The sequence below is a fragment of the Streptomyces sp. NPDC057424 genome, assembly GCF_042803315.1.
GTDB lineage: Bacteria > Actinomycetota > Actinomycetes > Streptomycetales > Streptomycetaceae > Streptomyces.
In genome coordinates, this window is record NZ_JBHVCP010000020.1 from 47,785 (window position 1) to 73,529 (window position 25,745).

Consider the following 25,745-nt stretch of genomic DNA (forward strand, 5'->3'; position numbering starts at 1 on the left):
CGCTTTCTCCTCGGCCTCGGTCCCGGCGGTGGTCTCGGCAGCCGAGGCTGCTAGGCCGTTTCCGATGGCTCTTGGTGGGCTGGGTGGATCTCGTGGTTGGCCGGGCAGGACGCCCGTATGGTGCGGCGACACGAACTCACGGACGCGCAGTGGCAGAAGATCGAGCCCCTCCTGCCCGGCAACGGCAAACCGGGCGGGCAGTGGGCGGATCACCGCAGGGTGATCAACGGGGTGCTGTTCCGGGCCCGGACCGGGGTGCCCTGGCCTGACCTGACGGACGGCCGATTCGCGGCCCGTCGCCACCCCGCTCCCGCACCACCTTCAGCAACCGCTCGAACTGCTTCATCCGCAGCGGATCAGCCCTCAACGCCCCACGTATACCAGGGATATGCCCTGATCACGGTCTTCTGCAACACGCTTTGAGGGCTGTCCCATAATTTCTGTGGTGGCGTCTCGACTTACGTGCATCAGCATTACACCGTTCCAGCATGCACTGGAATCACCAACCGCCGGTTCACAGATAGTGTTTGTCGGTACAGTCGTCGGGCCAGTTGTTGATTTTCTCGCACACCCTCATCCACTCGATGTAGTCGGGGTCGAGCTGCCAGCTGGAGCTGTTCTTGGCGCAGACGCCGTCAGAGCCGCCCGAGTCGGTGGTTTTTACCAACCCGTTGTGTTCAGACTTCACCTCAACATAGACCGCACGGCCGTCCGCCTCCTTGTCGCACACGATCCTGTCGCCGTTGGTGAGAAGCTCACCGGTGTCGCTTCCGTGTTTGATGAAGACGAGCGATACGGCTGCGGCGGGTTGCGGCGACAAGCCCACGGTGATTGCGGCAGCCGCCGCGCAGGTGGCGAGCGCCTGAAGCCAGCGCCGGCGGACGGGTTGCCTGATGAGGCCTTCGCGTTTGATGCGCATAGGCGGGTCCTTCCCATGGCGTAGCGTGGCCGAGCCACAGCTGACGAGTCTCTTCGTGCCATGTTGGCCATGCACATGTTCCCCTGCGAAGGCTCCAGAGGGACCCTGGAAAGTTACAGGGCAGGTACCGGAAGAGCGGCTGCCCCGAAGGGTCGGCCACCAGCTACAGCGGGGTGACCCGTAGTCGTCGCTCACCGGCATAGTAGGACGGTGTCCTATGTGGTGAGGCGGACGTACCGCCTATAGCAGCAGAGGGCTGCGGCGAGGCCGAGAAAGGCCAGGTAGTTGCGTGGATTGCGTTCACAGCGAGGGCTGAGTCGGCGGTAGCCGGACAGCCAGGAGATGGTCCGCTCGATCACCCACCGACGGCGGCCCAATCGTTCGCTGGACGCCGGGGTCGGCCACGACCCTTCGCGCGCGCCCTTCCGGAGTTCGAAGCCGCTGCGGCAGAGATCCTCTACCACGGCGCCCAGTGGGCGCGGGCCTGGTCAGGGGCCGGGTGAGGATGACCGTCGTCTCGTCGCGGCCGCACTCTCCGGCTTCGGGGGTGACGGGTGGCCGCCAGGGGCTGCACCGCGTCCCCGTCCGGAAGAAGCCGAGAAGACCGCCGTCCCGGCGGAGCGGAACTGTACTCACATGCCCGCTCGGCCCGTGGGCGGCGCGAGATCGCCCCGGCAAGGTGCCGTAAACCGACCGGTTTTCATTTTGTCCGCATCAAGTTAACCTCGCGGTATGGCCACCGAAGTGAAGCCAAGTACCAGAGAGCGGCTGCTGGAGGCGGCGGCCACGCTTACCTACCGAGACGGTGTCGGCATCGGCGTCGAGGCGCTGTGCAAGGCGGCGGGGGTGTCGAAGCGTTCCCTGTACCAGCTGTTCGAGAGCAAGGATGTGCTGCTGGCGGCGAGCCTGGGGGAGCGCGCCTCCGCCTTCGCGGCCGGGCTCCTGCCGGCGGCGGACGACGGCCGTTCGCCCCGTGAGCGGATCCTGCATGTCTTCGACCAGTTGGAGGAGCAGGCGGGTGCGCCCGACTTCCAGGGGTGTCGGTACCTGGCTGCTCAGATCGAGCTCAAAGACCAGAGCCACCCTGCGAGCCAGGTGGCCCACCGGGTCAAAGGGAATCTGACCGCCTTCTTCCGTGCCGAGGCCGAACGGGGCGGGGCAAGTCATCCCGACCTGCTGGCCCGGCAGCTCAGCCTGGTCTTCGACGGCGCCAGTGCCCGCGCGGGGGTCGGAGCCGACAATCTGACGGGGCTCGTCACGCCCACCGTGACCACCCTGCTCGATGCGGCGGGCATGCGCTGACGCGTCCCCTTTCGAGCAGGCGCCGTGACCGTGCCCTCCTCGGGCCGATGGCTGCCGCCCCTGATTCCCCGCAATCGAGGGGAGCGCGGTGGCCGTAAGGGTGCTGACGGGCGTGCCGCGCGCCAGGAAGGCCGTGGTCTCGTCGGCATCAGCGCCCAACGGTAGGTACGCGTTTTCCCAGGGCCTCATCCGGTCGGCCCGGACCGCTTGGCCGCATCACCCTTGGCCTCGGTGGCTGGCAACGGCAGCGCAGCCCTACAGCTGGAGCTGGAGCGTTCGGACGTGCCGTAGTGGCCCTTGAGTGCGGAATCGGCGACCGCTGTCCGCATGACACTCTCGCGTCTCTCCTGTGCGCTGACCCTATTGCTGCGGATGGCAAGCTCAGCCTTGCCCTTGGAAACCGATCGGTTTACGATGGCGGAAACCGGTCGGTTTCTCAATGAGTCCAAGGGCTGGTCCGTGGTCATGCCCCCTTCGGGCGGGCTCTGTCCGAATCACCCGTCCGCAGCAGTTCACACAAAGGGAAGCTAGCGAGATGCCCAGCCCAGAGCCACGTCCCACGATTCACATCCCGGGAACCACCAGCCACACCATCGCCCCGCGCGCAGGACACCGCAGCGACGAGGGGACCCTGCGCTACCTCAAGGCGGGCACCGGCGCTCCTCTGGTCCTGCTGCACACCGTGCGCACCCAAGCCGAGCACTTCCGCTCCCTCATCCCACTGATCGCGGACCAGTACACCGTGTATGCCCTCGACCTGCCGGGGATGGGCTACTCCGAGATCGTGCCCGGTGCGTCGTACGACGAGCCGGCCATGCGCGCGGGCGTCAAGCGGCTCCTGACCGAACTCGACCTCCACGACGTGACCCTGGTCGGGGAGTCCATGGGGGCGGTGCTCGCCCTGACCACCGCGGCCGACCTGCCCGAGCGGGTCCGGCGCGTCGTCGCGGTGAACTCGTACGACTTCCGCGGCGGTATCGCCCGGTCCAGCCTTCTCGCCCGTGTGGTGGTCGGCGGTGCCCTGACTCCGGGGGTGGGCCCGGTGGTCGCCGGGGTGGAGCCCAAGGCCGCCTTCCGCAGGATCCTGCAGGGCGGGCTGGTCGACAGGACCGCGCTGCGGGAGGACTACGTCGACGAACTCCTCCAGGTGGGCCGCCGCCCCGGCTACCCGAGCGTTGCCCGGGCCGTGTACCAGAGCCTGCCCAGTCTCATCGCCGCCCGCTCGCGCTACCCCGAGGTCAAGGCACCCGTCCACCTCGTCTACGGGGAGAAGGACTGGTCGCGGCCATCGGACCGGCAAGCCGACAAGGAGCTGCTGCCGGCCGCCGATTTCACGCAGGTGCCGGGAGCAGGCCACTTCATCGCCTTGGAACGGCCCGACCTGCTGGCCGACCTGCTGAACGCGGTGGCGTGACTGTCCCGGGACCGCCGTAGTCACCCCCGTTCGGGTGTAGTGCGGGACGGGGACCAGGTTCGACCATGTGCCTGACAGCGTCGTGGCGTGCAAAGGAGCAGCGCGTGGCGGAGATGCAGATCGAGTTCGATGTTCCGGCGGAGATGCGTGACGGCACCGTGCTGCGCGCCGATGTCTACCGGCCCGGCGGCGCGGGGCCGTGGCCGGTGTTGCTGGCCCGGCTGCCGTACGGCAAGCAGACGCCCATGATGACCGTCCTGCTCGATCCCCTTGCAGCGGCTCGGCGCGGCTTCCTGGTGGTCATCCAGGACACCCGTGGCCGGTTCGCCTCCGAGGGGGAGTGGGAGCCGTGGACGTACGAGGAGAGCGACGGGTACGACACGGTGCGGTGGGCCGCCGGGCTTCCCGGCTCGAACGGCTCTGTGGGCATGATCGGCGGCAGCTACTTCGGCAACACCCAGTGGATGGCGGCACTGTCGAAGCCGCCGGAGCTGAAGGCGATCGCTCCGTTGATCACGTGGTCCGATCCGGAGGACGGGTTGTTCTCGCGTGGTGGTGCGATCGAGCTCGGCATCACCGCGCCGTGGTCGCTCCTGCAGGGCGCCGACACCCTGATGCGCCGTCACCGCACCGACCTCGACGGGCTGGTGAACGGCATCACCGGGCTCGTGCGGGACTTCGACTGCTTGGCGAGTGGCGGTTACGGGGAGCTGCCCGCCGGCCGGTTTCCCGCCTTCGCCCGGCACGACCTCCCCGAGATCGGCTACGAGCGTTCCCGAAGGGAGCCCGAATGGGCGCGATCCTGCACTGTCGCGGGCCGGCACGACGAGGTCGACCTACCCACCTTCCAACTGGGCGGCTGGTACGACATCTTCAGCCAGGGCACGCTCGACAACTTCGCCGCCATGCGCCGTGCCGGCCGGTCAGCCACGCTGATCATGGGTCCGTGGACTCACACCAACTGGCAGCACGTGGTCGGTGACGTCAACTTCGGGTTCAGCGCGCACTCCGAGTACATGGGCATGCGAGGGCGTGTGCACGACATGCAGTTCGGCTGGTTCCAGCGCATCCTCAGCGGAGGCGACGGCGGAGCTGTTGAGCCGGACACGGGTCAGGTGTTGCTGTTCGTCATGGGCGTCAACCAGTGGCGAGAGGAGGCGGAATGGCCCCTGACCCGGGCCGTGGACACCGACTTCCACCTGCGCGCCGGCGGACGCCTGACGCAGCAGTCGCCGTCCACCGCCGAGCAGCCCGAGGAGTTCGCCTACGACCCCGTGGATCCGGCGCCGACCACCGGTGGTGCCCTCCTGATGACCGACGAGTTCCGTGCCGGGCCGCTCGACCAGACGGCCGTAGAGGCGCGCGAGGACGTCCTGGTCTTCACCACGGAACCGCTCGCCGAGGACCTGGAAGTGACCGGCCGTGTCCGGGTGGTGCTCTTCGCGGCCACGGACGGGCCCTCGACCGACTGGGTGGCGCGCCTGTGCGACGTCGACGAGGACGGGGTCTCGCGCAATGTGACCGACGGCATCGTGCGGGTGCGTGCGGCGACACCGGGCGAGGCGGCCGAACACGTCGTGGACCTATGGTCGACCAGCCTCGTCTTCCGGACAGGGCACCGGATACGGGTCCAGGTCACCTCCAGTAACTTCCCCCGCTGGGACCGCAACCTCAACACGGGCGAGCCCGAGGAAACCGCCACCACGGCCCGGGTGGCGCACCAGCAGGTCTTCCACGATCCCGCCCGGCCGTCCCGCATCGTCCTGCCCGTGGTGCCTCCAGCCTGACCGGGAGCGAGGGGAGAGCCCGCCGACCGTTGCTCCGGTGGGCAAGGGCGCCGAAGTAGCCATGTCGGCTCGGTCGAGGGGCGGCAGGCATCCTGCGGCGGAGGCGATGACCTCCCACGGGCGCCTGCCCCTCGGCAAACGCCGCGGTGAAGATTCCTCGGTCGGCAGACCGACCAGGTTCCGCTCGGCCGGCCTGTTTTGACGCGGCCGGATCGGGAGGCGGCGGCCATCCGGTCGAGTACGGCACCGAGGGCCTGGGCCAAGGGGCCACGAGTGGCCCGCCTGCTCGATCTGATGCCAGAGGTGGCCACCGAACTTCACTGCCGGGGGCAGTAGCCCTCCGGCTGCCCGCCCCGGCCCTCCAGCCACGCCGGGACGGGCAGCGCGTCACGCACCACCGCCCACTGTTCATCCGTCGTGTCCGACGGACACACCGCCACCCTGTTCGGACGGTCGCCCGCATTCCCGAACCGATGCGTGAGGCAATCACAGGACGACACGCGGGAGTTGGACGCGACCGGCAGCGACGGGCAAGACCGGGACAACAGGGCCTCCTCGGTGCTCGCGATGGTGTCGCAACCCCGAGCTACCACGGAAGGTGTGCCCGAGGGTCGTACGAGGCGCGGCGTCCGCGACGGTGACGCACTCGTCGATGTGGACGGCTGGCGCGGGCGGGCCGCGTGCAGCGACCGGGGGCTGACTACGGAGTGTGACTTCACCGGGATCGGTCGCAGGAGGAGATCGTCCGTGGGCTTTGACTCAGTGCCGCTCAGGCTGAGGGAGGGGCTGCGCGCACCAGATCGTCTTGCCATCGGTGGTATGCCGGGTGCCCCACCCCTGGGTGAGCTGGGCGACGAGCAACAGGCCCCGGCCGCCCTCGTCGAAGGCGCGGGCCCGGCGCAGATGCGGGGCGGTGTTGCTGGCGTCGGAGACCTCGCAGATCAGGGAGGTGTTGCGAATCAGCCGCAGCCTGATGGGCGGCTCGCCGTATCTGATGGCGTTGGTGACGAGTTCGCTGACGACCAGTTCGGTGACGAAGGACGCCTCCTCCAGGCCCCAGGCGTCCACCTGGTCGACGGCGAGCTTCCTGGCGCGCGGCACCTGCGCGGTGTCGGGCTCGACGTCCCAGTCGGCGACGTGGTGGGGATCCAGCGCGTGGGTGCGAACGAGCAGCAGGGCGGCGTCGTCGGTGCGGCGTTGGGGAAGCATGGCGTCCATCACCGTGTCGCACAGGGCCTCCAGCGAGGCGGTTGAGTGGTTCAAGGCTCGCTGCAGTTCGGCGGTCCGCTGGTCGACGTCGAGCTCGCGGCTTTCCACCAGTCCGTCGGTGTACAGGGCGAGCAGGCTGCCCTCCGGCAGTTCGAGCTCGGTGGCCTCGAAAGGCAGCCCACCGATGCCGAGCGGCGGTCCCGGATGGACGGGTACCGGGGGCCGGGTGCCGTCCTGGGAGATGATCAGCGGCAGGGGGTGGCCGGCGCTCGCCAGCGTGAGGTGCCGGGAGACCGGGTCGTAGACGGTGTAAAGGCAGGTGGCCCCGGTCTCGCCGGTCGGCTGGAAGTGGCCGGTGGGCTGGAGGTCGCTGGCGAGGTGGAGGACCAGGTCGTCCAGGTGGGTCAGGAGTTCGTCCGGTGGGAGATCGACGTCGGCGAGGGTGCGTACCGCCGTGCGCAGCCTGCCCATGCTGGCCGAGGCGTGCAGTCCGTGACCGACGACATCGCCGACGACCAGGGCGACCCGGGCGCCGGACAGCGGAATGACGTCGAACCAGTCACCGCCCACTTCCGTACCGGTCCCGCCGGGCAGGTAGCGGGAGGCCACCTCGACCGCCTCCTGCTTCGGCAGCCCTTGCGGCAGCAGGGTGCGTTGCAGGGTCAGCGCGGTGGTGCGCTCGCGCGAGTACCGGCGGGCGTTGTCGATGGCGACGGCTGCCTTGGCGGTCAACTCCTCGGCGAGGATCAAGTCGTCGGCGGTGAAGGCCTCGGGCCGGTCGAGGCGGGAGAAGGCGACGACGCCGAGCAGCGCGCCGCGCGCCCGGAGCGGCACGGTGATCCGGCCGGTCAGCCCGTCCGCGGCGATGGACTCGTCGATCACCGGGTTGCCCGGTGGCCAGTGGGCCGGGTCGGCGGCGAGTCCGGGCCCGAAGGCCCACTCGCCGCCCTGGCCGGGCTCAGCGGCGAGCTCGACCGTGGACCTGCCGGCGGCCATGCAGCGGGCGGCGACGGAACCGGGCGCGTGCGTGACCGGTGTCGTGGCCCCCGGAGCCTGGTCGGCGGCCACCTTCGTGCTGTGCTCGGCGGCACGGCTGAGCCTGATGGTCTCGCCGGGGGCGAACGGGGATCCTGAGGGCGGTTCCTCACCGCGCAGCACCTCGTCGAAGAGGTCCACGCTGACGAGGTCGACGAATCCCGGCACCGGGGTCATGGCCAGTTCCTGGGCGGTGCCGATCACGTCGAGTGTCCGGCCGATGCCGCCGCTGGCCTTGTTGAGGATGAGCAGGCGTTGCCGAGCCCAGTACTCGGCGCTCATGTCGAATCCCCAGTTGGCGATCGCGCGGACCCTGCCCTCGGCGTCCCGGACAGGCCAGATGCTGGTGGCCCAGGCGTTGGCGTAGTCGCTGCCGCGCGGGCGGAAGACGGTGATGAGACGCGTGGGCTCGCCCGTCCTCGCCACTTCGGCGAGCGCGTCGGTGTAGGGCTTGTCGTCCCTTTCGGGAAACAGCGTGCGGTCGAATTCGGGAAGCACCTCGCGGTACTTCTTGCCGAGCACTTGCTCCTCGGAGTGCGCGATCACCCGGCCCGAGGAGGCGTTGATCCACAGGAACCGCAGCTCAGGGTCGTAGGCGCCCAGAGCGAAGGGAGACTGCTCGAATGCCCGGTCGGCGATCACCGGACGGCGTCCCCAACGCTGGATGGTCACCACGTGGCCCAGTGTCCGCTCGTCGGGTCCGAGCAGCGGGTGGGACGTCACCACGGCGTCCACAGTGGAACCGTCCCGGTGGCGTAGGAGGATGAACCCCGTCGGGTCGGGACCGGCGCCGTAGCCCTCGGGGAAGCCGGGTGGCGGGGGATCGACCAGCAGGTCGGTGACGGGGCGCCCGACGGTGTCCTCCGCCGTCCAGCCCAGCAGCAGCCGGCCCCCCTCACTCCAGCCGCTCACCATGCCGTCCGGGCCCACCACGACAGCGGCAGTGGGGGCATCCTGCTTGTCGGCCATCTCCACGTGCCACGCCTCCGTCCGGATTGCCGTGCCCGTCGGGGCTGGTTTCCAGCGGCTGCTTCCAGCCTAGATCGGCCCCCGCTCCACGGCGCTCCGGCTGGTGCGCTTCGGGGTGCCAGGTCCCGGAGCGACCGAGGCCGGGGCCTGCGCGTCCCCGCTCGACAGCATCGGCCGGGCCGACGACCGAGACCACGATCGCGCGGCTGACCTGACCGCCGTTGAGGGACGTGTGGTGCCCTGCCATGGGCAACGTGCACGTGAACAGTGCGAACGTGGGTGCTGTGGGCCGTGGGCCGTGGGCCGTGCGGCTCTCGGTGCACCTTTCGGCGACGATCCAGGCTTACGGGTGGAAGCTCGCAGGGAGAATGCGCCTGCGGGATCCATGAGCGGTCCAGGCCGGGGTGGGACGCGGCGGTCGAGCCACCCCGGCCGGGCCTCATCGGATGTGCTTCGCCGGCTTGGTGGCGGCGTTGAGCAGGTACTCCAGGGGGCCGCGGCGAAAGAAGCGGGACCAGATCGCGGCGAACACGATCGCCCCGAGGATGTACATGAGCAGCGGCATCCAGGACTGCTGGGTGCTGCCGGGCCCGCTGAGCCCGCCGGGCCCGGACAGCACGGACTGTGCGACGAAGTGGCCGACGTAGGCCGTCAGGGACATGGTGCCCACGGCGATGACCGGTTTCGCCAGGCGGCGCAGTAGCGGCAGGCGGTCCATCGCCACCGTCGCGCCCACGATCACGAGGATCGCGATCCCCACGCTGCCGATGATGTCGAACGTGGTGCCGCTGTGGGGCCCGGCCGTCAGGAGCATCGATGCCTCGGGCTCGAAGGACCCACCGCCGGGGGGCATCGAACCGGAGCCACCGGACATCGACCCGGAGCCACCGGACGAGGGCCCGCCTTCCGCCAGACTGTTCAGCGCGGTCTTGCCGGCCAGCAGCAAGGACATGCCGTACGCGGCCACGGTGAGGGCGGCGCCGAGCGCGGCCAGGCGCCGCTGGACGGCGGTCCGGGAGAGGTCGAGGCGGGCCAGCGCCATACCGGCGACCACGAACGATATCCACGTGATCGTCGGGTAGAAGCCGGTGAGCAGCAGATCGAGCACTCCCACGTCGCTGAGCCGGCGAAGCGGGTCGTAGGCGTTGATGCTCTGCTGGACCGGCTCGTTCAGCACCGAGTTCAGGGCGAACAACAGCTGTGGTGTAACGAGGGCCAGTACCGCCGCGGTGATCGCGAGGGTCTTGGCCCGCAGGCGCACCAAGGGCAGGGCGAGCAGGAAGTAGACCCCGTAGAAGCCGAGGATGATCACTCCGCCGTACTCCATGGCCATCGCGGTGCCCAGCGCGAGCAGGACCACGGCGCGGATCGCGATCCTGGCCTTCGCCTGCCGGCCCGCCAGGCCGGTCTTCGGCTCCCGGCGACCGGCGAGCAGCATCAGGGAGAACCCGGCGAGGGTGGCGAACAGGACCGACGAGTGACCGTCCGCCATGTACCGGATCCAGCTGGCGACGCCGTCCGTGGCCGACAGCGGGGGACCGATGTGCACGACGTACATGCCGAACACCGCCAGCGCGCGGGCCAGGTCCACCCCGACGAGGCGTCCCATCGAAGGACCGGGCGAGGCCGGTACGGCGGAATCGGGCGGGGTTCGGGGCTGCGGAGGCGAGTTCTCCTGCGGAGCTGACGTCTCCTGCAGCGGCTGCGACTTTGTCATACGGAGAATCTCGCGTGGACGTCCGAGGGCGGACCATCCGGCAGGCTTCGGTAACGGCCCCGCCGGTCGGCGGGTAACGGCCCCGCCGACCGGTGGGGCCTCCTCCCGACGGTCCGGCGCGACCGGACGGCGGTTCTACAGCCACTCGGCGGGAGTGGGCCCGACAGTTGCCGGATGGGCGCGAGGCGGCCGGGCTTCCAGGCTGGAGGCATGACTCACCGTGCGCGACACAAGGAGCCCGGGGACTTCCTCGGGTCATCGGCCGAGGTACCGGGCCGGCGGGAGGTCATGCCTGGCGGGGGCGCGTTTCTGGAGTCCCTGGGCCTGAGGCCGGCGGCGGGCGCCTTCGTCCTGTTCGTCATCCGCTCTGAATTCTCCGAAGCCTTGGTGCACACCCTTGCCGCGAGGCCAGCCGGACCCGTCACCTGAGCCGGCACCTGCTCACGCCCTGGTGCGCCGGCCCGCTGATGCGGCGCCCGGCAGACCGCAGAAGAAGAGGAACATCGTGAACACCGCATCCGCCCCGACGACGGATGAAACCTCCCTGTCCGCCCGAGAGACCGTCAAGGCCCTGTGCGCCTATGTCCGCCCGCACCGGTGGGCCGTCGCCCTCGGCCTGCTGTGCGCCCTGGCCGGGGCCGCCGGGGGACTGCTGCAGCCACTGGCCACCAAGACACTGGTGGACCGGCTGGCGACGGGTGAGACCATCGCCGGGATCCTGATCGCGCTCACCGCGCTGGTGGTGCTGGGCACGGCGGTCGAAGCGTTCGGCGCGTATGTGCTGGAGCGGACGGCGGAGTCGGTGGTCCTGGCCGCGAGGCGCACCCTTGTGGGGCGGTTGCTGCGGCTGCGGATCGCGGAGTGGGAGCGGATCCCGCCGGGTGACCTGATGTCCCGGGTCACCTCGGACACCACGCTGTTGCGGGCGGTCAGCACCCAGGCGGTCGTCTCCGCGGCCACCGGCGCGGTGGCCTTCGTGGCGGCGATCGTGATGATGGCGTTCCTCGACATCGTGCTGCTGGGTGTGACGCTCGGCGTGGTCGTGCTGGTCGGCGGAGCCGCCGCGCTGGTGATGCCGAAGATCGCCCGCGCCACCGAGCGCTCTCAGGAGGCAGTCGGGGAGATATCCATCGCACTGGAACGGGTCTTCGGGGCGTTTCGCACGGTGAAGGCGTCCGGCGCAGAGGAGCGGGAGACCGCCCGGGTGGAGGCGGCGGCACGACGGGCCTGGCGGCACGGCGTGAAGAGCGCGAAGTGGGAGTCCGTGGCAGGCTCGGCGGACGAACTCGCCGTACAGCTGGCGTTTCTCGCGGTGCTCGCGGTCGGCGGGGCGCGTGTGGCCTCCGGGGAGATCCCCGTGTCCACCCTCATCGCCTTCCTGCTGTACCTCTTCTACCTGATCGAGCCGGTGTCCAAGCTGGTCGACGCCGTGTCCCATTATCAGGAGGGGGCAGCCGCGATCTCCCGGATCGCGCAGGTGGAACGCCTGTCGACGGAGCCGACCCGGCAGCAGGGCGCCCTGCCCAGGCAGCGGGGAGCGGTATCGGGCCCGGCGTCGGTCCGTTTCGAGGACGTGTCCTTCCGCTACCGCCCGGGCCAGTCGTACATCCATCAGCAGGTGAGTTTCGAGGTACCGGGCGCCGGGATGACGGCCTTCGTCGGTCCCTCCGGTGCGGGCAAGTCGACGGTGTTCGCGCTCGTCGAGCGGTTCTACGAGGCCACCAGCGGCCGGGTCCTGGTCGACGGCAAGGACGTACGGGACTGGTCCCTGTCCGAGCTGCGGTCTGCCATCGGGTACGTGGAGCAGGACGCTCCGGTGCTGGCCGGCACGCTGCGAGAGAACCTCGTCTTCGCTGCGCCCCGCGCGACGGACGACGACATCCGCGACGTTCTGGCCCGGACCAAGCTCGACACCCTCGTCGAGCGCCTGCCCCACGGCCTGGACACCCCGGTCGGACACCGCGGCTCGAAGTTGTCGGGCGGCGAGCGGCAGCGCATCGCGATCGCCCGCGCCCTGCTGCGGCGGTCCCGGCTGCTGCTGTTGGACGAGGCGACCTCGCAGCTCGACGCCGTCAACGAGCTGGCGCTGCGGGACGTCGTCGCGGAGGTGGCCCGCGAGACCACCGTGCTGGTGGTGGCCCACCGCCTGTCGACGGTGACAGGCGCCGACCGGATCGTCGTCATGGACGCCGGACGAGTGAGGGCCGTGGGCACCCACGGGGAACTGGTGGCCCAGGACCAGCTGTACGCCCAGCTGGCGGCCACCCAGCTCCTGACCCCCTCGCGATGACCCACCACACGCAGGGTTGTCCGGCCGTCCATTGCCCCGTTCCGGCCGGACAACCACGCGCCGACACCAACGAAAAACCATGACCGTGAAAGGCCCCGCATCACACCGAGTCCGCCGCCCCTCACAGATATGCGGTGTGGGACTGGGGTCCTGTGCGGGCCCTGGCTGGTGGCGTTCCGAGAGCATCGAATACATCGCCTTCGGAATCAACACCGTCCCCTGCTGCTGTGCGGGGTCTGCCGGCCTCCCGGGCTCCAGGCCGCACATGGGGACGAGCCGTCAGAATCGGCTGTGCCGACGCGCTCTCGGGAGTGGCCGTCGCCTTGGTCAGCACACTGCTGAAGTAACGCGGCTACAGTCACTCATGCGGTGCGGAGGGCGGGACCGATGTCGCTGAGCCGCGCATCGGCCCTGGCCGGCCTCCGTCAGGCGCTGACGGGAGGCCGGGGCCGTCGGCGAGCCCGCAGGCGACACCGGGCACGGTCAGGACGGGAGCTGGACGGGCGCGCAGGCCGGGCGGGGCCAAGCGCCCATCCCGCCCTTCTTGGCGCCGGCCGCGCAGGGGTGACCGGCGTCCGCGGAGGTGCGGTGTCGTCGCCCGGCTCGGTCGAGGAGAGACCTCAAGCCACCGGGCGCGTCCTGCCGACCGGACGTCGAGGCCACACGTCTGCAGAAGGCCCCCGAAGCGGGCCGCACGGAGCCCGAGCGGCGGGTCTGGTGAGCCGGCACAAACCGACTGGGCCGGCGTGAGGTCCTGGTCGGTCAGTCCGCGCTGAGGGGAACCCGCAGAAGCACCCGGTAGCCGCCTTCCGTGGTCGAGCCGGTCTCCAGGGTGCCGTGCAGGATGTCGGCCCGTTCTCGCAGGCCGACCAAACCGTGCTGTGATCCGGGGAGGGACAGGGAGGGACGCGTGGGCGGGGTGTTGGTGACGGTCACTCCGACGTGGTCGCCGTCCTGCCACAGCTCGACGCGGGCGGTCGCGCCGGGGGAGTGCTTGCGGACGTTGGTCAGCGCTTCCTGGACCGTGCGGTAGAGGGCCCGTTGGGCGGGTGTGCTCACGGTGGGCGGCAGTTCACCCTTCAGCTCTGCGTGAGTGCCGCTGGATTCCACGAGTTTGTGCAGATCGGCCAGGGTGGGCTGTGGCGTCAGCTCGGTGGCTTCGCCGCCGGAGGCGCGCAGAAGCGTGACCATGGTGCGCAGTTCGTCCAGCGTGGTGACGCTCAGCGAACGGATCGTACGGGCGGCCTCTTGGGCGTTCGGGTCCTTGGCGGCGACCTGCATGGCTCCGGCCTGGACGGCGATCAGGCTGACCTGGTGGGAGACCACGTCGTGCATCTCGCGGGCCAGCTGGGCGCGTTCGCGGGCGAGCACGGCCTGCGCGTGCAGAGCCCGCTCGTGCTCCCTGGCCTCCTCGATCTCGGCCAACCGCCGCGCCAAGTCCCGGTGTGCCTGGAGGAGTTGCCCGAAGAGGACCGGGGCGGCAGCGGTGGCCAGGCTGTACACGAAGTCGATCAGCGTCATGGTCCGGCCGACCTCGGCGAAACTGGCCAGGGGCCACGGAGCGCTGCTTGCCACGGCGGTCAGGGCGACGCATCCCGCGAGGAGGGGACGGCTGCGGGAGCGTTCGGCCAGCGTGAACAGCGCCATGAGCGGGGCGAGGGCGACTGGCTGCGTCAGTGCGATGGGCAGGGTGAGCAGGAAGACGCCGAGCGGGAATCTGCGCCGGAAGGCCAACGCGGCGCAGCCGAGCGTGGCCAGCGCGACGCCGAGGTGCGTGTGGTCCCACATGGTGAGCCATACGTCCACGGCCGCCACCGCCACCAGGACGATGTCGACGACCGGCGCGGGCACCCGCTCCCACAGATCGCGTGCCCGGCTCATGGTGCGGCCGCCGATCGCGGGTGCTCGTCGAGCAGTCCGGCCCGCTGAGCCAGCAGTGCTGCCTGCACCCGGCTGGTCACCCGCAGCTTGGTGAGGATCGCGCTGACGTGGTCCTTGACTGTGCCGGCACCGAGGTGGATGCGCGCCCCGATGTCGGCGTTCGACAACCCCTCGGCCGCCAGGACGAGGACGTCGCGCTCGCGGGCGGTGAGCAGCCGGACGCGGGCCGCCTCCTCGTCGACGGCGGCCTCGGTGCCGGGGTGGCTGTGCAGCAGGGTCCGCGACGCCTTGGGGGACAGCACCACACCGCCCGCGGCCAGGGTGCGCACCAGGTGGGCGAGCTGCTCCGGCTCGGTGTCCTTGAGCAGGAAACCGGCCGCGCCGCAGTGCAGCGCGGTCAGGATGTACTCGTCGGCGTCGAACGTGGTCAGCATCGCCACCACCGGAGCGTCCGGCATCGTCCGCAGCTCGCGCAGGACGGTGAGTCCGTCGACGTCCGGCATCCGGATGTCCAGCAGCACCACGTCGGGCCGCTCCCGCCGGACGGTCGCCACGGCATCGCCGCCGCCCGCTGTCGCGACGACCTCGATGTCCTCGGACGCGCCCAGAATGAGCCCGAAGCCCGACCGCACCAAGGCCTCGTCGTCCACCACCACTACCCGGATCACGTGTGCTCCGCCTCACCTTCGCGCCTACCGCCCGGCTCATACCGCCTCGACCCTAAAGCCCCGGAGCGTCCCTGCAGCGTCTCGGATGGCAGCTCCAGCCACCCGGCGGGGTATCGCCCTCCAGTCGGCAGGGGCACGGCAGTCTTCTGCCGGATACTCCGCGGGCTCGCCCGGTCTCCAGTGTGAGAGCCATGACACAGCGCGCAGACTCCCCGCCGGCCGACGCACCATCCTCTGCACACGAGACGCGGTGAGCCCACGCCGGGCACGCCCGGCGTGGGCAGGCTGGTCGGACTGGACCTGGCCCGGAGGCCTGGCTGCATTCGGTATGTACGCGGTCCATGTGGGTCCCGCCCCGGGGTGCGACGGGGCTCCGCCACCCGCACCGGAACTGCCGCCGGTGGCGTTGAAACCGGCGAGGAAGGGTGCGCTGACCCGCGGGAACGCGTGTGCGTGGGTGGCCGCCGGGCGGAAGGCGATCGGGTAAATCTCACTGTCTTCCACCTGCCCTCCGGAGGGCGTCCGAACAGCCGGAAGGCTCAGGCTGGTGCGTGGCACGTCCCGCACCTGTCGGCAAGGCGGCAACAAACACCACGCTCTGCTTGCGAAGAAGGGCCTGCCCAGGTTCACCGGCATCGACCCGTCCGCGCGACTGCCCGTAGCGCGCAGCCCCCGCCAACTCTCCCGTGACTCGGTGGTGCTGGGTCACACCAGTGGCCGGAGGTATGGGGGCCGTTGTTCTGGTGGATCGCCACGCCCACCACTTGTGTGAAGGAGGGGGCGAGGCGATCGAGCTCCAGGGTCCTCGCTCGGCGTAGCCGGAGCGACGACCGTCTGACCAGCGGCTGTCGAAGTGGACGATGTGCACCGGCCCTCATCTGGGCGTCCACGCCTCGTGTGAAGGAGGATCCCTTCAGATCGCGATGGCCGTGTCCGTGTCAGACGGCGGCGATGCCCTCCATTCCGGACTCGTCGAAGGCGGGCAGGCCCTCGGCCGTCGTGACCTTGGTGAGGGAGCCGTTCGCCTCGACGCGGAAGCCGTCGACTGTGCCGGACACGGCGTTCTGGACGTAGACGAATTTCTCGTCCTCGGTCACGGCGAGGTCGATCACGCCCTGCGAGTCCGCTGAGGGCGGAGTGGCGATACCCACCTCGTTGGTCAGGGCCAGCTTGCCCCGCTTGTCCATGCGGTAGCCGGTGACGGTGGAGTTGCCGGTGTTGGCGCCGTAGAAGTAGTCGCCCGCGCGCTCCAGCCAGCACAGCACCTCCTGGCCGTTGGCCAGGGGCTGTTGCAGGACTTTCAGTTTGCCGTCGTGCTTCACCTGGTACGTGGTCACCGTGGATTTCTCGGCCTCGGCGACCAGCATCCGCTTCCCGGTCCGGTCGAAGCTGATCGCGAACGGGACGCCGCCGGCCGACTTGTTGACGACGGGTTCGGCGACGGCCGGGAGGCCGTTCGGCTTCATCGGGAAGACTTCGACGGTGTTGTTGCCCTTGGTGGTGACGATCAGACTGCGACCGTCCGGGGCGAATTCGACCTCGCCCGGCGAGGTGTCGAAGCGCGGTGTGTCCTCGTTGTCCAGGCCCAGGGAACGGTGGGACCCCTTCAGGGGCTTGAGCCCCTTGCCGGTGATCCTGAAGCCCTGGACACTGCCCTCGCCGCCTGCGTTCATGACGTACGCGACCCTGCCGTGCACCGCGATGCTTGCCGGGAACTCGCCGCCGGAGTCCACGACCCGCCGGTCCTTCAGCTGCTGTCCTTCGACGCGGAATGAGGTCACCGTGCCGCTGCCGGCATTGACGGCCAGCAGCATGCCTGAAGCGTCGTCATAGACGAGTGAGCCCTGGGAGGCGAGCGAGTCAGTGGGTGCGTCGACCTGGTCACCGCCCCGGCCGCCGGTCGCGAAGGTCCCCGAGGGGCTCAGTTTGCCGTTGTCGTCCCGCGCGAACACATGGATGGTGTTGCCGTCCAGCTCGTTGCCCTGGACGAAGACGGCGTGGTCGGCCCCGGCCGTGCTCCCGGAGTACTGGTTGGCCGAGGCCACGGTCACGGCCACGGTGACCGCCGCCGCGGAGGCGAGGGCTCCGCCGCCGATCATGATGCGCCGAGTCCTGGACTTCGCCCGATGACCGCCGCGTGTTCCGGCGGGCTGGCTCGTGCGGCGGTGGTCCCTGCGGCTGCTGTGCATGCTCACGTCCCGTTCCTCTGCGTCTGGGTGATGCCGTCCGTGGCTGTGGACATGCACCAGAGTGGACAGTGGGAGCGGTGTGCCGATCTGGAACGGCGGTCGCGTCAGACTCTCGTAAGAGACTCCGACGGCAGGGTGCGGGCGCGGAGGCAAAGAGTCTTACGGAACCCTTACGCGGCCGTATCGGATGGCATCACGGGCCTACGCTCGCAGGCGTGTTGACCATTCGAAGCATCGCCCTCGTCACTGCCGCCCCCCTTGTGCTGGCTGCGGTGGGCATCGCGCATCCGCACGGGCTGTCCAGGTCGACGGCCTCGGACTGGACACAGCTGCACATCGCACTGCTGCCGGTCTTTCCGCTGCTCACGGTCGGTCTCCTGGTCCCTTTGTGGCATCGGCCCCGACTCGGCCTCGCGGGCTTCGCCACCGTGGTGGCCTGGGCGGGCGCCTTCGTCTACGCGGCCTTCTACACCGGCCTCGACGCGGTCGCCGGCATCGCTGCCGGAACCGCTGTCGAGCACGCCGGCGAGACAGCGAGCCTCGGGCCGGTCAAGCGCCCGCTCTACGAGACGGGCGAGGCGCTCGGGCAGGCCGGTGCCTACGCCCTCATCGGAGCCATCGCGGCCACGGCGGTCGCGCTGCTCCCGAAGCACGGCGCCCGGATACTTCCCGGCACGATGGTGCTCCTCGCGGCCGGCTGGTCCTTCGTCGACAGCCACATCTTCTGGCCTCGCGGCGTATGGACGATGCTCGGCTTCGCCCTGGGCTTCGCGTTGCTCCACTGGGGGGCCGGAAGCAGTGCCCCCACCGGCGGGGGCGGCAGGCTTCCCCGCGACCGAACGCGCGCTCATGGGACTGGAGGCTGACCTGCCCGCCGCATCGGCTACCGGTCGCACCGCTGCCCGCTGCCCGCTGCCCGCTGCCCGCTGCATGGGCGGGCCCACGAGCGGCATTCGACCACGCTCGCGCTGAAGTTGGAGAATGCGTGCGGGCGGCGCTGCCCAGCCGTGCTGGAAGGCGCCGGGGCCGGGCCAACGAGAGTGAGTCGGTGTGAAGGAGTTGCAGGACGGCATCACCCGCCTCCTGCCTGACGTGGTCAAGGCGGAGATCGAACCAGAGAGCTGTCCGGCCTGGTTGCGGCGGCCAGGGAAGATCGAGTGCGCCGGCATGTGGGAGACGGTCGCGACGATCTACCGCGCGCTCACTGGGCTGGTCCTGCCGGAGCAGGCCCCTTCTCGTGAGCGGCGGAGCCTGGACGTCCTGCTGACCTACGAGAACGGGCAGCGGCAGATCCTGGAGGTTGACGAGACGCAGCACTTCACCGCGGCCCGCGCCCTGACGCTGGAGTGCTACCCGGCGGGCGTGGAGCTCGGCTTCGACGCTTCTCGGTGGTTGGCCCGCTCGCAGGCTCTGACCGGGCGTGAACCCGGCGGCGGCTTCGCCAAGCCCAAGCCGCCGTTGTTCCCCGGCGAGGGCGGGCGCCATCGGCAACGCGCCTTCAGGGACGCGCTGGCGGATCTGCTGCCGCCCGTGCACGACTGGCTCCCGACCATCCGGATCAGCGATACGGAGGTCACCGGCATCACCGCCGCACTGGATCCGGCCTCGTCGCTCAGGACACTGCTTGGTGAACGCGGCGTACCGGTTGCGTGTCTCGCCCCTGAGTGAGGCGGCGCGGCCCTCGTACCGGTTGTGGCGCTCGCCGTTCGCGTTGAGACCGCGCGGACGGGCGCGCTGAGCTGCGGGAACGCGGGACTGCCTGTCATCTGCCTTCCCTCTGCCTGCCGGAAGGCGTCCGGGCAGCCGGCCGGCTCAAGCCGGTACGGCGGCTCTCGGCTCGTCGGCGGGCCCCCTGCCCCGATCATTGCGAGCGGCACCGTCGGATCGCCGGCTCCCGGTCCGTCTTTCGCGGTGCCCACTGGTCCTGGTGCGGGGCCTCACGCGCGTTCACGCCCGCGTTGAGGCTTTCCCAGGTCGGCGTCGAGGCGCACGAAGGGGATGGCTCGCCCCGCCTCGCGGTATGACGTCTCGCCGCCGTGGACGGACAGCCCCATGTACGCGCACAGGCGGCGAGCGGTGCGGGGATGGCGACGGGCGTACTCGGCCATGATCTCCGCACCCTCGTCGGGTGTGAGGAAGTGGGCGGTGACGGCGTGGGGGCGGTTGCCGAACTGGATGAGGGTCTTCGGCTGCCGCCGCAGGTTCTGGTACCAGTCGGCCTTCTGCCCGAACCCTGAGGCGACGGTCCAGCTCGCATCGGCCGGAGCGTACGACACCACTTCCAGGACCGCCATGCGGTCGAGGCCGCTGACGCGGCCCACGTGATGCAGGAGGAGCAGCCGTTTCCCGAACAGCGGCCCCAGCCCGATCCGGAAGAGCCGGATCGGCAGCCGCGCGGCCAGGCGCCGCCAGCCGCTGGGGCGCCGGGGGGAGCGAGGTGTGGTGTCTCTGTCTGTCATGGTCGCCTTCCGCGGGTCGGGAATGACGGCTCGCGGCCTCCATCGGGCGAAGGGCCGGGGTCGAGGGCCGCCATGCCCGACCAACCTTTGCACAGTCTAAATGTGGGGCAGGGGCGCGCGAGGCGGCATGGTGGCGGCGGTCGTGGTGAGGGACGCCGTGGCCGGACCGGGCGTCGGCCTTCTCCCGTTGGTGTCGCTCGGGCCTGCCTTCTCCGGGCCGGCCGGGGACGGCGTCGTTTGCCTCGGCATCGCCTCAGCGAGCCGGGAGGGGGGTTGCTGCCGCGGCGGTACGCGATGAAGCGGTCGACGCGTGCACGGCGCGCAGGGCGCTCTGGTGGCTGAGCCAGCCGACCGGTCTGCCGCCCTCGGCGTCGAAGACGGGCACTCCGGTTCCGGCGGCCGGGAGCAGGGCATCGAGAGCCTGAGCGAGAGGCTGGCCGGCGATCACGGGTGCGGGTGATGCGGCGAGTTCCCCGACCGTCGTGGGCGCGGCATCGGGTTGTTCCGCCAGTGCCTCGGCGATCGCCCGGGCGGTGATGACGCCGACGTGGTTCCCGGCGGCGTCGACCACCGGCAGCGCACCGTGGCCGGACAGGCCCAGCAGGCCGGCGGCGTCGGACAGCGCGGTGGATGACGGCAGAGGCGGGGGAAGAGGATCCATGACGGCGCCGACCTGCTGAGCACCGATCAGGGCGCCGCGGGCGGGGCCGTCGAGGTCGACGCCGCGTCGGCGCAGCTTGAGCGTGTAGACGGTGTCGTGCGACAGAAGGCGGCTGACCGCCGTGGCGAGCACGATCGCCAGCATCAGGGGCAGGATGATCGAGTACTCGCCGGTCAGCTCGAAGAGGATCACCACCGCGGTGATCGGCGCACGGGCCGCGCCGGCGAAGACCGCGCCCATGCCGACCAGCGCGTAGGCGCCCACGGCTCCGGCCGTGCCGGGCAGCAGGCCGTGCGCAACGATGCCGTACGCCGCTCCGAGCATCGCCCCGATGAAGAGGCTGGGCGCGAAGACCCCGCCCGAGCCGCCGATGCCGATGGTCAGACTGGTCGCCAGCATCTTGCCCGCCAGCAACAGCAGCAGGAAGCCGATCGCGTACCCGCCCTCGGTGGCCTTCTCCAGCACCGGGTAGCCGACGCCGTACATCTCGGGCAGAACGAGGAGCACCAGGCCGAGGGCGAGGCCGCCGATCGCCGGGCGCAGCCACTCCGGTCCGCGCCAGGCCCAGTCGCAGGCGTCCTCGACCAGGTACAGGAATCGGGAGAAGCCGACTCCGGCCACGGCGGCGACCACGCCGAGGACGGCGAACAGGCCGTACTGGGCGAGGTGGTCGACGTGGAAGTCCGGCAGGTTCAGGAAGGCCACGTCGCCGAAGGCGGCGCGGCCGATCACGCTGGCGGTGACGCTGGCCAGCACATTGGCGCCGAAGGCTTCCGCGGAGAAGGTGCCCAGGATCAGCTCCATGGCGAAGAACACCCCGGCGAGGGGAGCGTTGAAGGTGGCGGCGATGCCGCCCGCCGCACCGCATGCGACCAGCAGCTTCATCCGGCCCTCTGCCACCTTCGCCAGCCGCCCCAGTGTGGAACCGAGCGCGGAGCCGATCTGCACGATCGGCCCCTCGCGGCCGACCGAGCCGCCGGAGCCGATGGTCAGTGCGGAGGCGAGCGTCTTGACGACAGCGACCTTCGGGCTGATCCTCCCGCCGCGCTGCGCGACGGCCAGCATCACCTCGGGCACCCCGTGTCCGCGGGCCTCCTGGGCGAACCGGTTCACCAGAGGCCCGTACAGCAGGCCGCCGAGCACGGGGGCGAGCAGCACGAAATACGGGCCCAGCCAGGGCACGTGCGGATTGGCCGAGCCGGGGGACGCGGCGTAGTCCGCGTGACCGGAGAAGAGACCGGTGAAGGTCTGGATGCACCAGCGGAAGGCCACCGAGCCCGCGCCCGCCCCGGCCCCGATCGCCACTGCGAGGAGCATCAGCGCCCACGACGTGGTGCGCATGCGCGCACACGCCCTGGCGGGCGAGAGGCGGCTCGTCGTGCTGATGGCCCCGGGCTTCTCGTCCTCGGCCGTGTGGGTGGCACTCATTGCTTCCCCTTCCTCACGTTTGCATTATGCAAAACGTGTCAAGAGGGACTGCACGCGGGCCCTGCGGCGCGGGAACCGTGCAGATCCTCATGCACACGGCCGCGGGGGTGAACGCAGCCGACGACGCGTCCGTATCCCTGGGAAGCGTGACGGCGCCCAGGGGTGACCGGCCGCTGGTGCTTGTGGTGTGCGGGTGCGGAGGGCTCCTGCCGGCAGTGGTCTGCCGCCGCGGAAGGAGGGGTGATCATCCAGGGCGAGAACGCGACGTCCATCGGCGGTCGCCCCGGTCGGCCTGTCGCGAGTCGCGCCACTGCCTGTGTCAGGGCCGCAATTTTTGCTCTGGTCGGCGGTGTGCTCGCCGCCCTGGGACATCAGGCGGTCGCCGACGGGGTGGTGCCGTGGCGGTTCGTGATGCTGTCGGCGGGGGCGCAGTTCGTCGTGGTCCGGCCCTTCGTCCGCCGGAGCTTCTCGCTCCCCGCCGTCCTCGGATGCGCTCTCGCCGTGCAGGGCGCGCTGCATCTGGCGCTGGAGATCGCGGGTGAGCGGCTTCCGGCCGGGACCGTCCACGTCGGCCACGCGGCTCACGGCATGGCCGGTCATGCGGCCGTCGCCGCTGGGGACGGGCATGCCTGGCATGCCTCTGCCGCGATGACCGCCGTCCACGTGCCCGCGGCGCTGGCGGTGGCCTGGCTGCTGCACCGGGCCGATGCCGCCGTGGCGGCCGCCCTGGGCATCGCCCGCGGCGTACGTGGCATCGCGGCCTCGGTCGCCGCCTGGGCCCGCTCGCTGTGGGGCGGCGGTGAAGTCCGCCCGCTGCCTTCCGTACCGGGTACCGGATGCCCGGCGCCTCCCGCACGGGCACAGACGTACCTCCTCGGGCACGCGATGGTGCGCAGGGGACCACCGGGACACCTCATGTCCCGGTTCGTCCCCCACTTGGGCGGCCTCATCGGGCTGCCCCGGTTTCTCCCGCTAGGAGCATCACTGTGTCCGTGCACCACGCCGCCCGCGCGGCGGGCCGTGTCGCCGTGGCCGGCGTCGCCGCGCTGACGGTCGTCCTGACCCTGGCCGCACCGGCCTCCGCCCACGCAGAGGTCGAGGCCGACACCGCGCAGGCCCTCGCCGAGAACGTCACCCTCACCTTCGTCTCCGAGGCCGAGTCCGACACCGCGGGCTTCACCCGGGTGCGCGTCGTCCTGCCCGACGGCATCGCACCCGGCGACATCACACTCGCCGACGGCCCCGAGGGCTGGAGGCTGAAGACCACCGCCGACGGCTACACCGTCGCCGGCCCCGCCCTCGAGACCGGAGTCGATGCCGCACACAAGATCAAGGTCCGGCGGCTGCCGCACGCCGAGCAGCTTGTGTTCAAGACCGTCGAAACCTACAGCGACGGCGAGATCGCGCGGTGGATCGAGCTGCCCACCGAGGGTGCGGAGCCCGAACAGCCTGCCCCCGTCCTGAAGCTGAAGGCCGCGGTCTCGGACTCGGCCTCCTCCGGCACCGGCCCGTCCACCCGCGCCACGGCCGGCCCGGCACCCGCGCGCAGCACACCCGCCGAGGAAGCGCCCCACGCCCAGACCGCCGAAAAGGCGGCCGCCGGCCAGGAGGACGGCTCGTCCACCGGCCTGCTGGCCGGCTGTGTGATCGCCCTGACGGCCGTGCTGGGCGGCGGCGCGTGGTGGCTGGCAAGGCGCCGGATCTCCCCCGGTACCGGCTGACCCTCCCCGCGCTGCCCGCTCCGCCGATGGTGCCGCACCGCGTGGGCAGCGCGACACCGGATGCGCAGGGGTGCGTCCGGCCGCTTCCGAGATCCAAGAGCCGACCCGGAGATGTGACGTGAAACGACGACAGGTGAAGCCATGCGGGCGCGTGGGCAGGGCGGTGCTGGTGGTGGTCGCCGTGCTAGCCGGTCTGCTGCTCGGCAGCGCCGCACCGGCTTCGGCGCACGCGGTGCCGACGGGCAGCGCCCCGCGCGAGGGCACTGTCCTGAAGACGGCACCGAAGCAGGTCACCGTCTCCTTCAACGAGTCCGTCATCCTTGCCGAGGACTCGGTGCGCGTGCTCGACCCCGACAGCCGCCCGGTGACCGCGGGCGACCCCGAGCACGCCGACGGCAAGGCGGACACCGCCCGCGTGCCGCTGACCGACGGCTTGAAGCAGGGCACCTACACCGTCTCCTGGCGGGTGTTGTCCGCGGACAGTCATGCGGTTTCGGGCGCCTTCACCTTCTCCGTCGGAGCACCTTCGCAGACCCCGGCCGCGCCCACCGGTGAACGGGCCGTGGACCCGGCCGTCGAGGTGCTCTACGGCATCGGTCGCCATGTCGCCTATACCGGCCTGGCCCTGCTGATCGGCATCGCCGTGTTCATCCAGGTTTGCCGACCCGGCGCCACGGCCGCACGGGTGGTGCGCGGGCCGTTCCTGGCCGGCTGGTGGGCACTGGTGTCGTCGGCGCTCGCGCTCCTGCTGGTGCGCGGGCCGTACGCGAGCGGCGACGGCCCGACCGGGATGTTCGATCCGAAGCTGCTGTGGAGCACCGTGGACAGTCGGGCCGGCATCGCGCTGCTGGTCCGCCTGGCCCTGCTTCTGCTGGTCGCCCTGCTCCTGAGGCACGGCCCGTCCGGGTGGAAGACCGGCCGGGGCACGGCCGCCGCGGGCGGTGCCCTCGCTCTCGGTCTGGCAGCGACCTGGGCGGCGGCCGGGCACGCCTCCGCCGGGATCCAGGTACCCGTGGCGATGGTCTCCTCCGTGCTGCACCTGCTCGCCATGGCCGTGTGGCTCGGCGGGCTGACGGCGCTGCTGACCGTGCTGTTCCGGGCACCGGCCGACGACCCGCTCCCCTCCGTCGCCGTGGCCCGCTTCTCCCGGCTCGCCCTCGCCTCGGTGGCCGTACTGGCGGCCACCGGCGTCTATCAGTCCTGGCGAGGGCTCGGCTCCTGGGACGCGTTCACCACTCCCTACGGCAGACTGCTCGCGGTGAAGACGGGGGCCGTGGTCCTCATGCTGGTCGCGGCCTCGTATTCCCGGAACTGGACCGAACGGCTGCTGGGTGTGCCGCGGGAACAACCGGTGCCGGCCACCGTGGGCGGCGGCGGGCAGAGCGCTCCCCCCGACCGGTCGGCGGGGTCCGCCACCGGGCCCGATACGGCCGAGGCCGGCCCCGGGGAGCGGCGGCGCGGCCTGCGCGGTGCCGTACTGGCCGAGGTGGTGACCGGTGTCGTGGTACTCGCGGTGACGACCGTGCTGACGGGCAGCCAGCCGGGACGGGCCGCCACCGAGTCCACCTCGGCCGCCACGGTGGCCGGACGGCCCCACGTGGCCCTGGCGGTGATTCCGTTCGACACCGGTGCTCCCGCCGGGAGCGGCAGGGTGCAGATCACCCTCGAACCAGGCCGGGTCGGCCGGAACGTGGTGGAGGCCGTGGTCTTCCGTCCCGACGGAAGCCTCAGGGCCATCCCCGAACTGCGCCTCACCTTCACCCACTCCGCGCGGAACGTCGGCCCGCTGGATGCCGAACTCGTCGACCAGAGCGGCTATTGGGGCAGTGACTCCCTCAGCCTCCCGCTCGCCGGGACCTGGACGATGCGGGCCACCGTCCGCGTCTCCGACATCGACCAGGTCACGGTGTCGAAGACCGTGAGGATCACCCCATGAGTTCCCGGGCCGCCGTCGGGCACGGACGCCCTCCGAACCGACGGCCGCGACCGATCACCGGACAGGGCCCACGGCGGCCGTGCCGGACCAGCCCGCATCCCGGTGACGGGCGCAGCCCCACGGCTCGCACGTGCGTGAACGCGCTCGGCCGGCCGACCGT

Annotated in this window: 18 protein-coding genes and 2 pseudogenes; 10 read left to right on the plus strand and 10 right to left on the minus strand. The window is 70.9% G+C overall.

Going from position 1 to position 25,745, the window contains the following annotated elements; all coding sequences use genetic code 11:
- Window positions 1-117 precede the first annotated feature (117 nt).
- A pseudogene (locus tag ACFU3E_RS18270) lies at window positions 118-279 on the plus strand (transposase); the annotation flags it as partial.
- Here ACFU3E_RS18270 and ACFU3E_RS18275 read toward each other — a convergent pair.
- The 3 genes and pseudogenes from ACFU3E_RS18275 to ACFU3E_RS18285 form a co-directional block, all read right to left on the minus strand.
- A pseudogene (locus ACFU3E_RS18275) lies at window positions 275-379 on the minus strand (IS5/IS1182 family transposase); the annotation flags it as partial. The pseudogenes ACFU3E_RS18270 and ACFU3E_RS18275 overlap by 5 nt on opposite strands.
- Before the next feature lie 135 nt (window positions 380-514).
- The gene (locus ACFU3E_RS18280; protein WP_384158691.1) at window positions 515-919 is read right to left on the minus strand and encodes a hypothetical protein; all 405 of its coding nucleotides are present in this window, start codon (window positions 917-919) and stop codon (window positions 515-517) included.
- A 215-nt stretch (window positions 920-1,134) separates the two neighbouring features.
- Entirely contained in the window at window positions 1,135-1,383 is a 249-nt protein-coding gene (locus ACFU3E_RS18285) for a transposase (RefSeq protein WP_384158694.1), read from the minus strand.
- A gap of 268 nt (window positions 1,384-1,651) precedes the next feature.
- On the opposite strand from ACFU3E_RS18285, the gene ACFU3E_RS18290 reads away from it, so the two are divergent.
- From ACFU3E_RS18290 to ACFU3E_RS18300, 3 genes are all read left to right on the plus strand, one after another.
- Window positions 1,652-2,221 carry a TetR/AcrR family transcriptional regulator gene (locus ACFU3E_RS18290; protein ID WP_384158697.1) on the plus strand — a complete coding sequence of 190 codons (570 nt, stop codon included), beginning with the start codon at window positions 1,652-1,654 and terminating at the stop codon, window positions 2,219-2,221.
- A 535-nt stretch (window positions 2,222-2,756) separates the two neighbouring features.
- Window positions 2,757-3,635, plus strand: a complete 879-nt coding sequence (locus ACFU3E_RS18295; RefSeq protein WP_384158700.1) for an alpha/beta fold hydrolase — start codon at window positions 2,757-2,759, stop codon at window positions 3,633-3,635.
- Window positions 3,636-3,748: 113 nt separating this feature from the next.
- On the plus strand, window positions 3,749-5,422 hold the full coding sequence (locus ACFU3E_RS18300) for a CocE/NonD family hydrolase (RefSeq protein ID WP_384158833.1): 1,674 nt from the start codon (window positions 3,749-3,751) through the stop codon (window positions 5,420-5,422).
- A gap of 759 nt (window positions 5,423-6,181) precedes the next feature.
- On the opposite strand, the gene ACFU3E_RS18305 is transcribed toward ACFU3E_RS18300, so the two are convergent.
- Together ACFU3E_RS18305 and ACFU3E_RS18310 are read right to left on the minus strand one after the other, a co-directional pair.
- Window positions 6,182-8,635, minus strand: a complete 2,454-nt coding sequence (locus ACFU3E_RS18305) for a SpoIIE family protein phosphatase (protein WP_384158702.1) — start codon at window positions 8,633-8,635, stop codon at window positions 6,182-6,184.
- A gap of 439 nt (window positions 8,636-9,074) precedes the next feature.
- On the minus strand, window positions 9,075-10,244 hold the full coding sequence (locus tag ACFU3E_RS18310) for a DUF418 domain-containing protein (RefSeq protein ID WP_384158705.1): 1,170 nt from the start codon (window positions 10,242-10,244) through the stop codon (window positions 9,075-9,077).
- A 613-nt stretch (window positions 10,245-10,857) separates the two neighbouring features.
- Between ACFU3E_RS18310 and ACFU3E_RS18315 the strand changes: the two genes are divergently transcribed.
- Window positions 10,858-12,642: an ABC transporter ATP-binding protein gene (locus tag ACFU3E_RS18315; RefSeq protein ID WP_384158708.1), complete on the plus strand. Its 1,785-nt coding sequence runs from the start codon at window positions 10,858-10,860 to the stop codon at window positions 12,640-12,642.
- A gap of 762 nt (window positions 12,643-13,404) precedes the next feature.
- Here ACFU3E_RS18315 and ACFU3E_RS18320 read toward each other — a convergent pair.
- The 3 genes from ACFU3E_RS18320 to ACFU3E_RS18330 form a co-directional block, all read right to left on the minus strand.
- Entirely contained in the window at window positions 13,405-14,523 is a 1,119-nt protein-coding gene (locus tag ACFU3E_RS18320; protein ID WP_384158711.1) for a sensor histidine kinase, read from the minus strand.
- Window positions 14,520-15,191, minus strand: coding sequence for a response regulator (locus ACFU3E_RS18325; protein ID WP_384158714.1), 672 nt, complete (start codon window positions 15,189-15,191; stop codon window positions 14,520-14,522). The genes ACFU3E_RS18320 and ACFU3E_RS18325 overlap by 4 nt, the downstream gene beginning before the upstream one ends.
- A 938-nt stretch (window positions 15,192-16,129) precedes the next feature.
- Entirely contained in the window at window positions 16,130-17,380 is a 1,251-nt protein-coding gene (locus ACFU3E_RS18330; RefSeq protein ID WP_384158837.1) for a lactonase family protein, read from the minus strand.
- Window positions 17,381-17,595: 215 nt separating this feature from the next.
- Here ACFU3E_RS18330 and ACFU3E_RS18335 point away from each other — a divergent pair, with 215 nt between their 5' ends.
- Both ACFU3E_RS18335 and ACFU3E_RS18340 read left to right on the plus strand, forming a co-directional pair.
- On the plus strand, window positions 17,596-18,246 hold the full coding sequence (locus tag ACFU3E_RS18335) for a hypothetical protein (protein WP_384158717.1): 651 nt from the start codon (window positions 17,596-17,598) through the stop codon (window positions 18,244-18,246).
- A 184-nt stretch (window positions 18,247-18,430) separates the two neighbouring features.
- On the plus strand, window positions 18,431-19,048 hold the full coding sequence (locus ACFU3E_RS18340) for a hypothetical protein (protein WP_384158721.1): 618 nt from the start codon (window positions 18,431-18,433) through the stop codon (window positions 19,046-19,048).
- Between the two features lie 269 nt (window positions 19,049-19,317).
- Here the strand turns inward: ACFU3E_RS18340 and ACFU3E_RS18345 are convergent, their stop codons facing one another.
- Together ACFU3E_RS18345 and ACFU3E_RS18350 are read right to left on the minus strand one after the other, a co-directional pair.
- Window positions 19,318-19,839 carry a nitroreductase family deazaflavin-dependent oxidoreductase gene (locus ACFU3E_RS18345; protein ID WP_384158724.1) on the minus strand — a complete coding sequence of 174 codons (522 nt, stop codon included), beginning with the start codon at window positions 19,837-19,839 and terminating at the stop codon, window positions 19,318-19,320.
- A 253-nt stretch (window positions 19,840-20,092) separates the two neighbouring features.
- Complete coding sequence (locus ACFU3E_RS18350) at window positions 20,093-21,817, minus strand: chloride channel protein (RefSeq protein WP_384158840.1); 1,725 nt, start codon at window positions 21,815-21,817, stop codon at window positions 20,093-20,095.
- A gap of 462 nt (window positions 21,818-22,279) precedes the next feature.
- Here ACFU3E_RS18350 and ACFU3E_RS18355 point away from each other — a divergent pair, with 462 nt between their 5' ends.
- The 3 genes from ACFU3E_RS18355 to ACFU3E_RS18365 all read left to right on the plus strand — a co-directional run bounded on the left by ACFU3E_RS18355 (window position 22,280) and on the right by ACFU3E_RS18365 (window position 25,585).
- Window positions 22,280-22,978 carry a hypothetical protein gene (locus ACFU3E_RS18355; RefSeq protein WP_384158727.1) on the plus strand — a complete coding sequence of 233 codons (699 nt, stop codon included), beginning with the start codon at window positions 22,280-22,282 and terminating at the stop codon, window positions 22,976-22,978.
- Window positions 22,915-23,649: a DUF1775 domain-containing protein gene (locus ACFU3E_RS18360; RefSeq protein ID WP_384158730.1), complete on the plus strand. Its 735-nt coding sequence runs from the start codon at window positions 22,915-22,917 to the stop codon at window positions 23,647-23,649. The genes ACFU3E_RS18355 and ACFU3E_RS18360 overlap by 64 nt, the downstream gene beginning before the upstream one ends.
- Window positions 23,650-23,767: 118 nt before the next feature.
- On the plus strand, window positions 23,768-25,585 hold the full coding sequence (locus tag ACFU3E_RS18365; RefSeq protein WP_384158733.1) for a copper resistance CopC/CopD family protein: 1,818 nt from the start codon (window positions 23,768-23,770) through the stop codon (window positions 25,583-25,585).
- The last annotated feature ends 160 nt before the right edge of the window (window positions 25,586-25,745 follow it).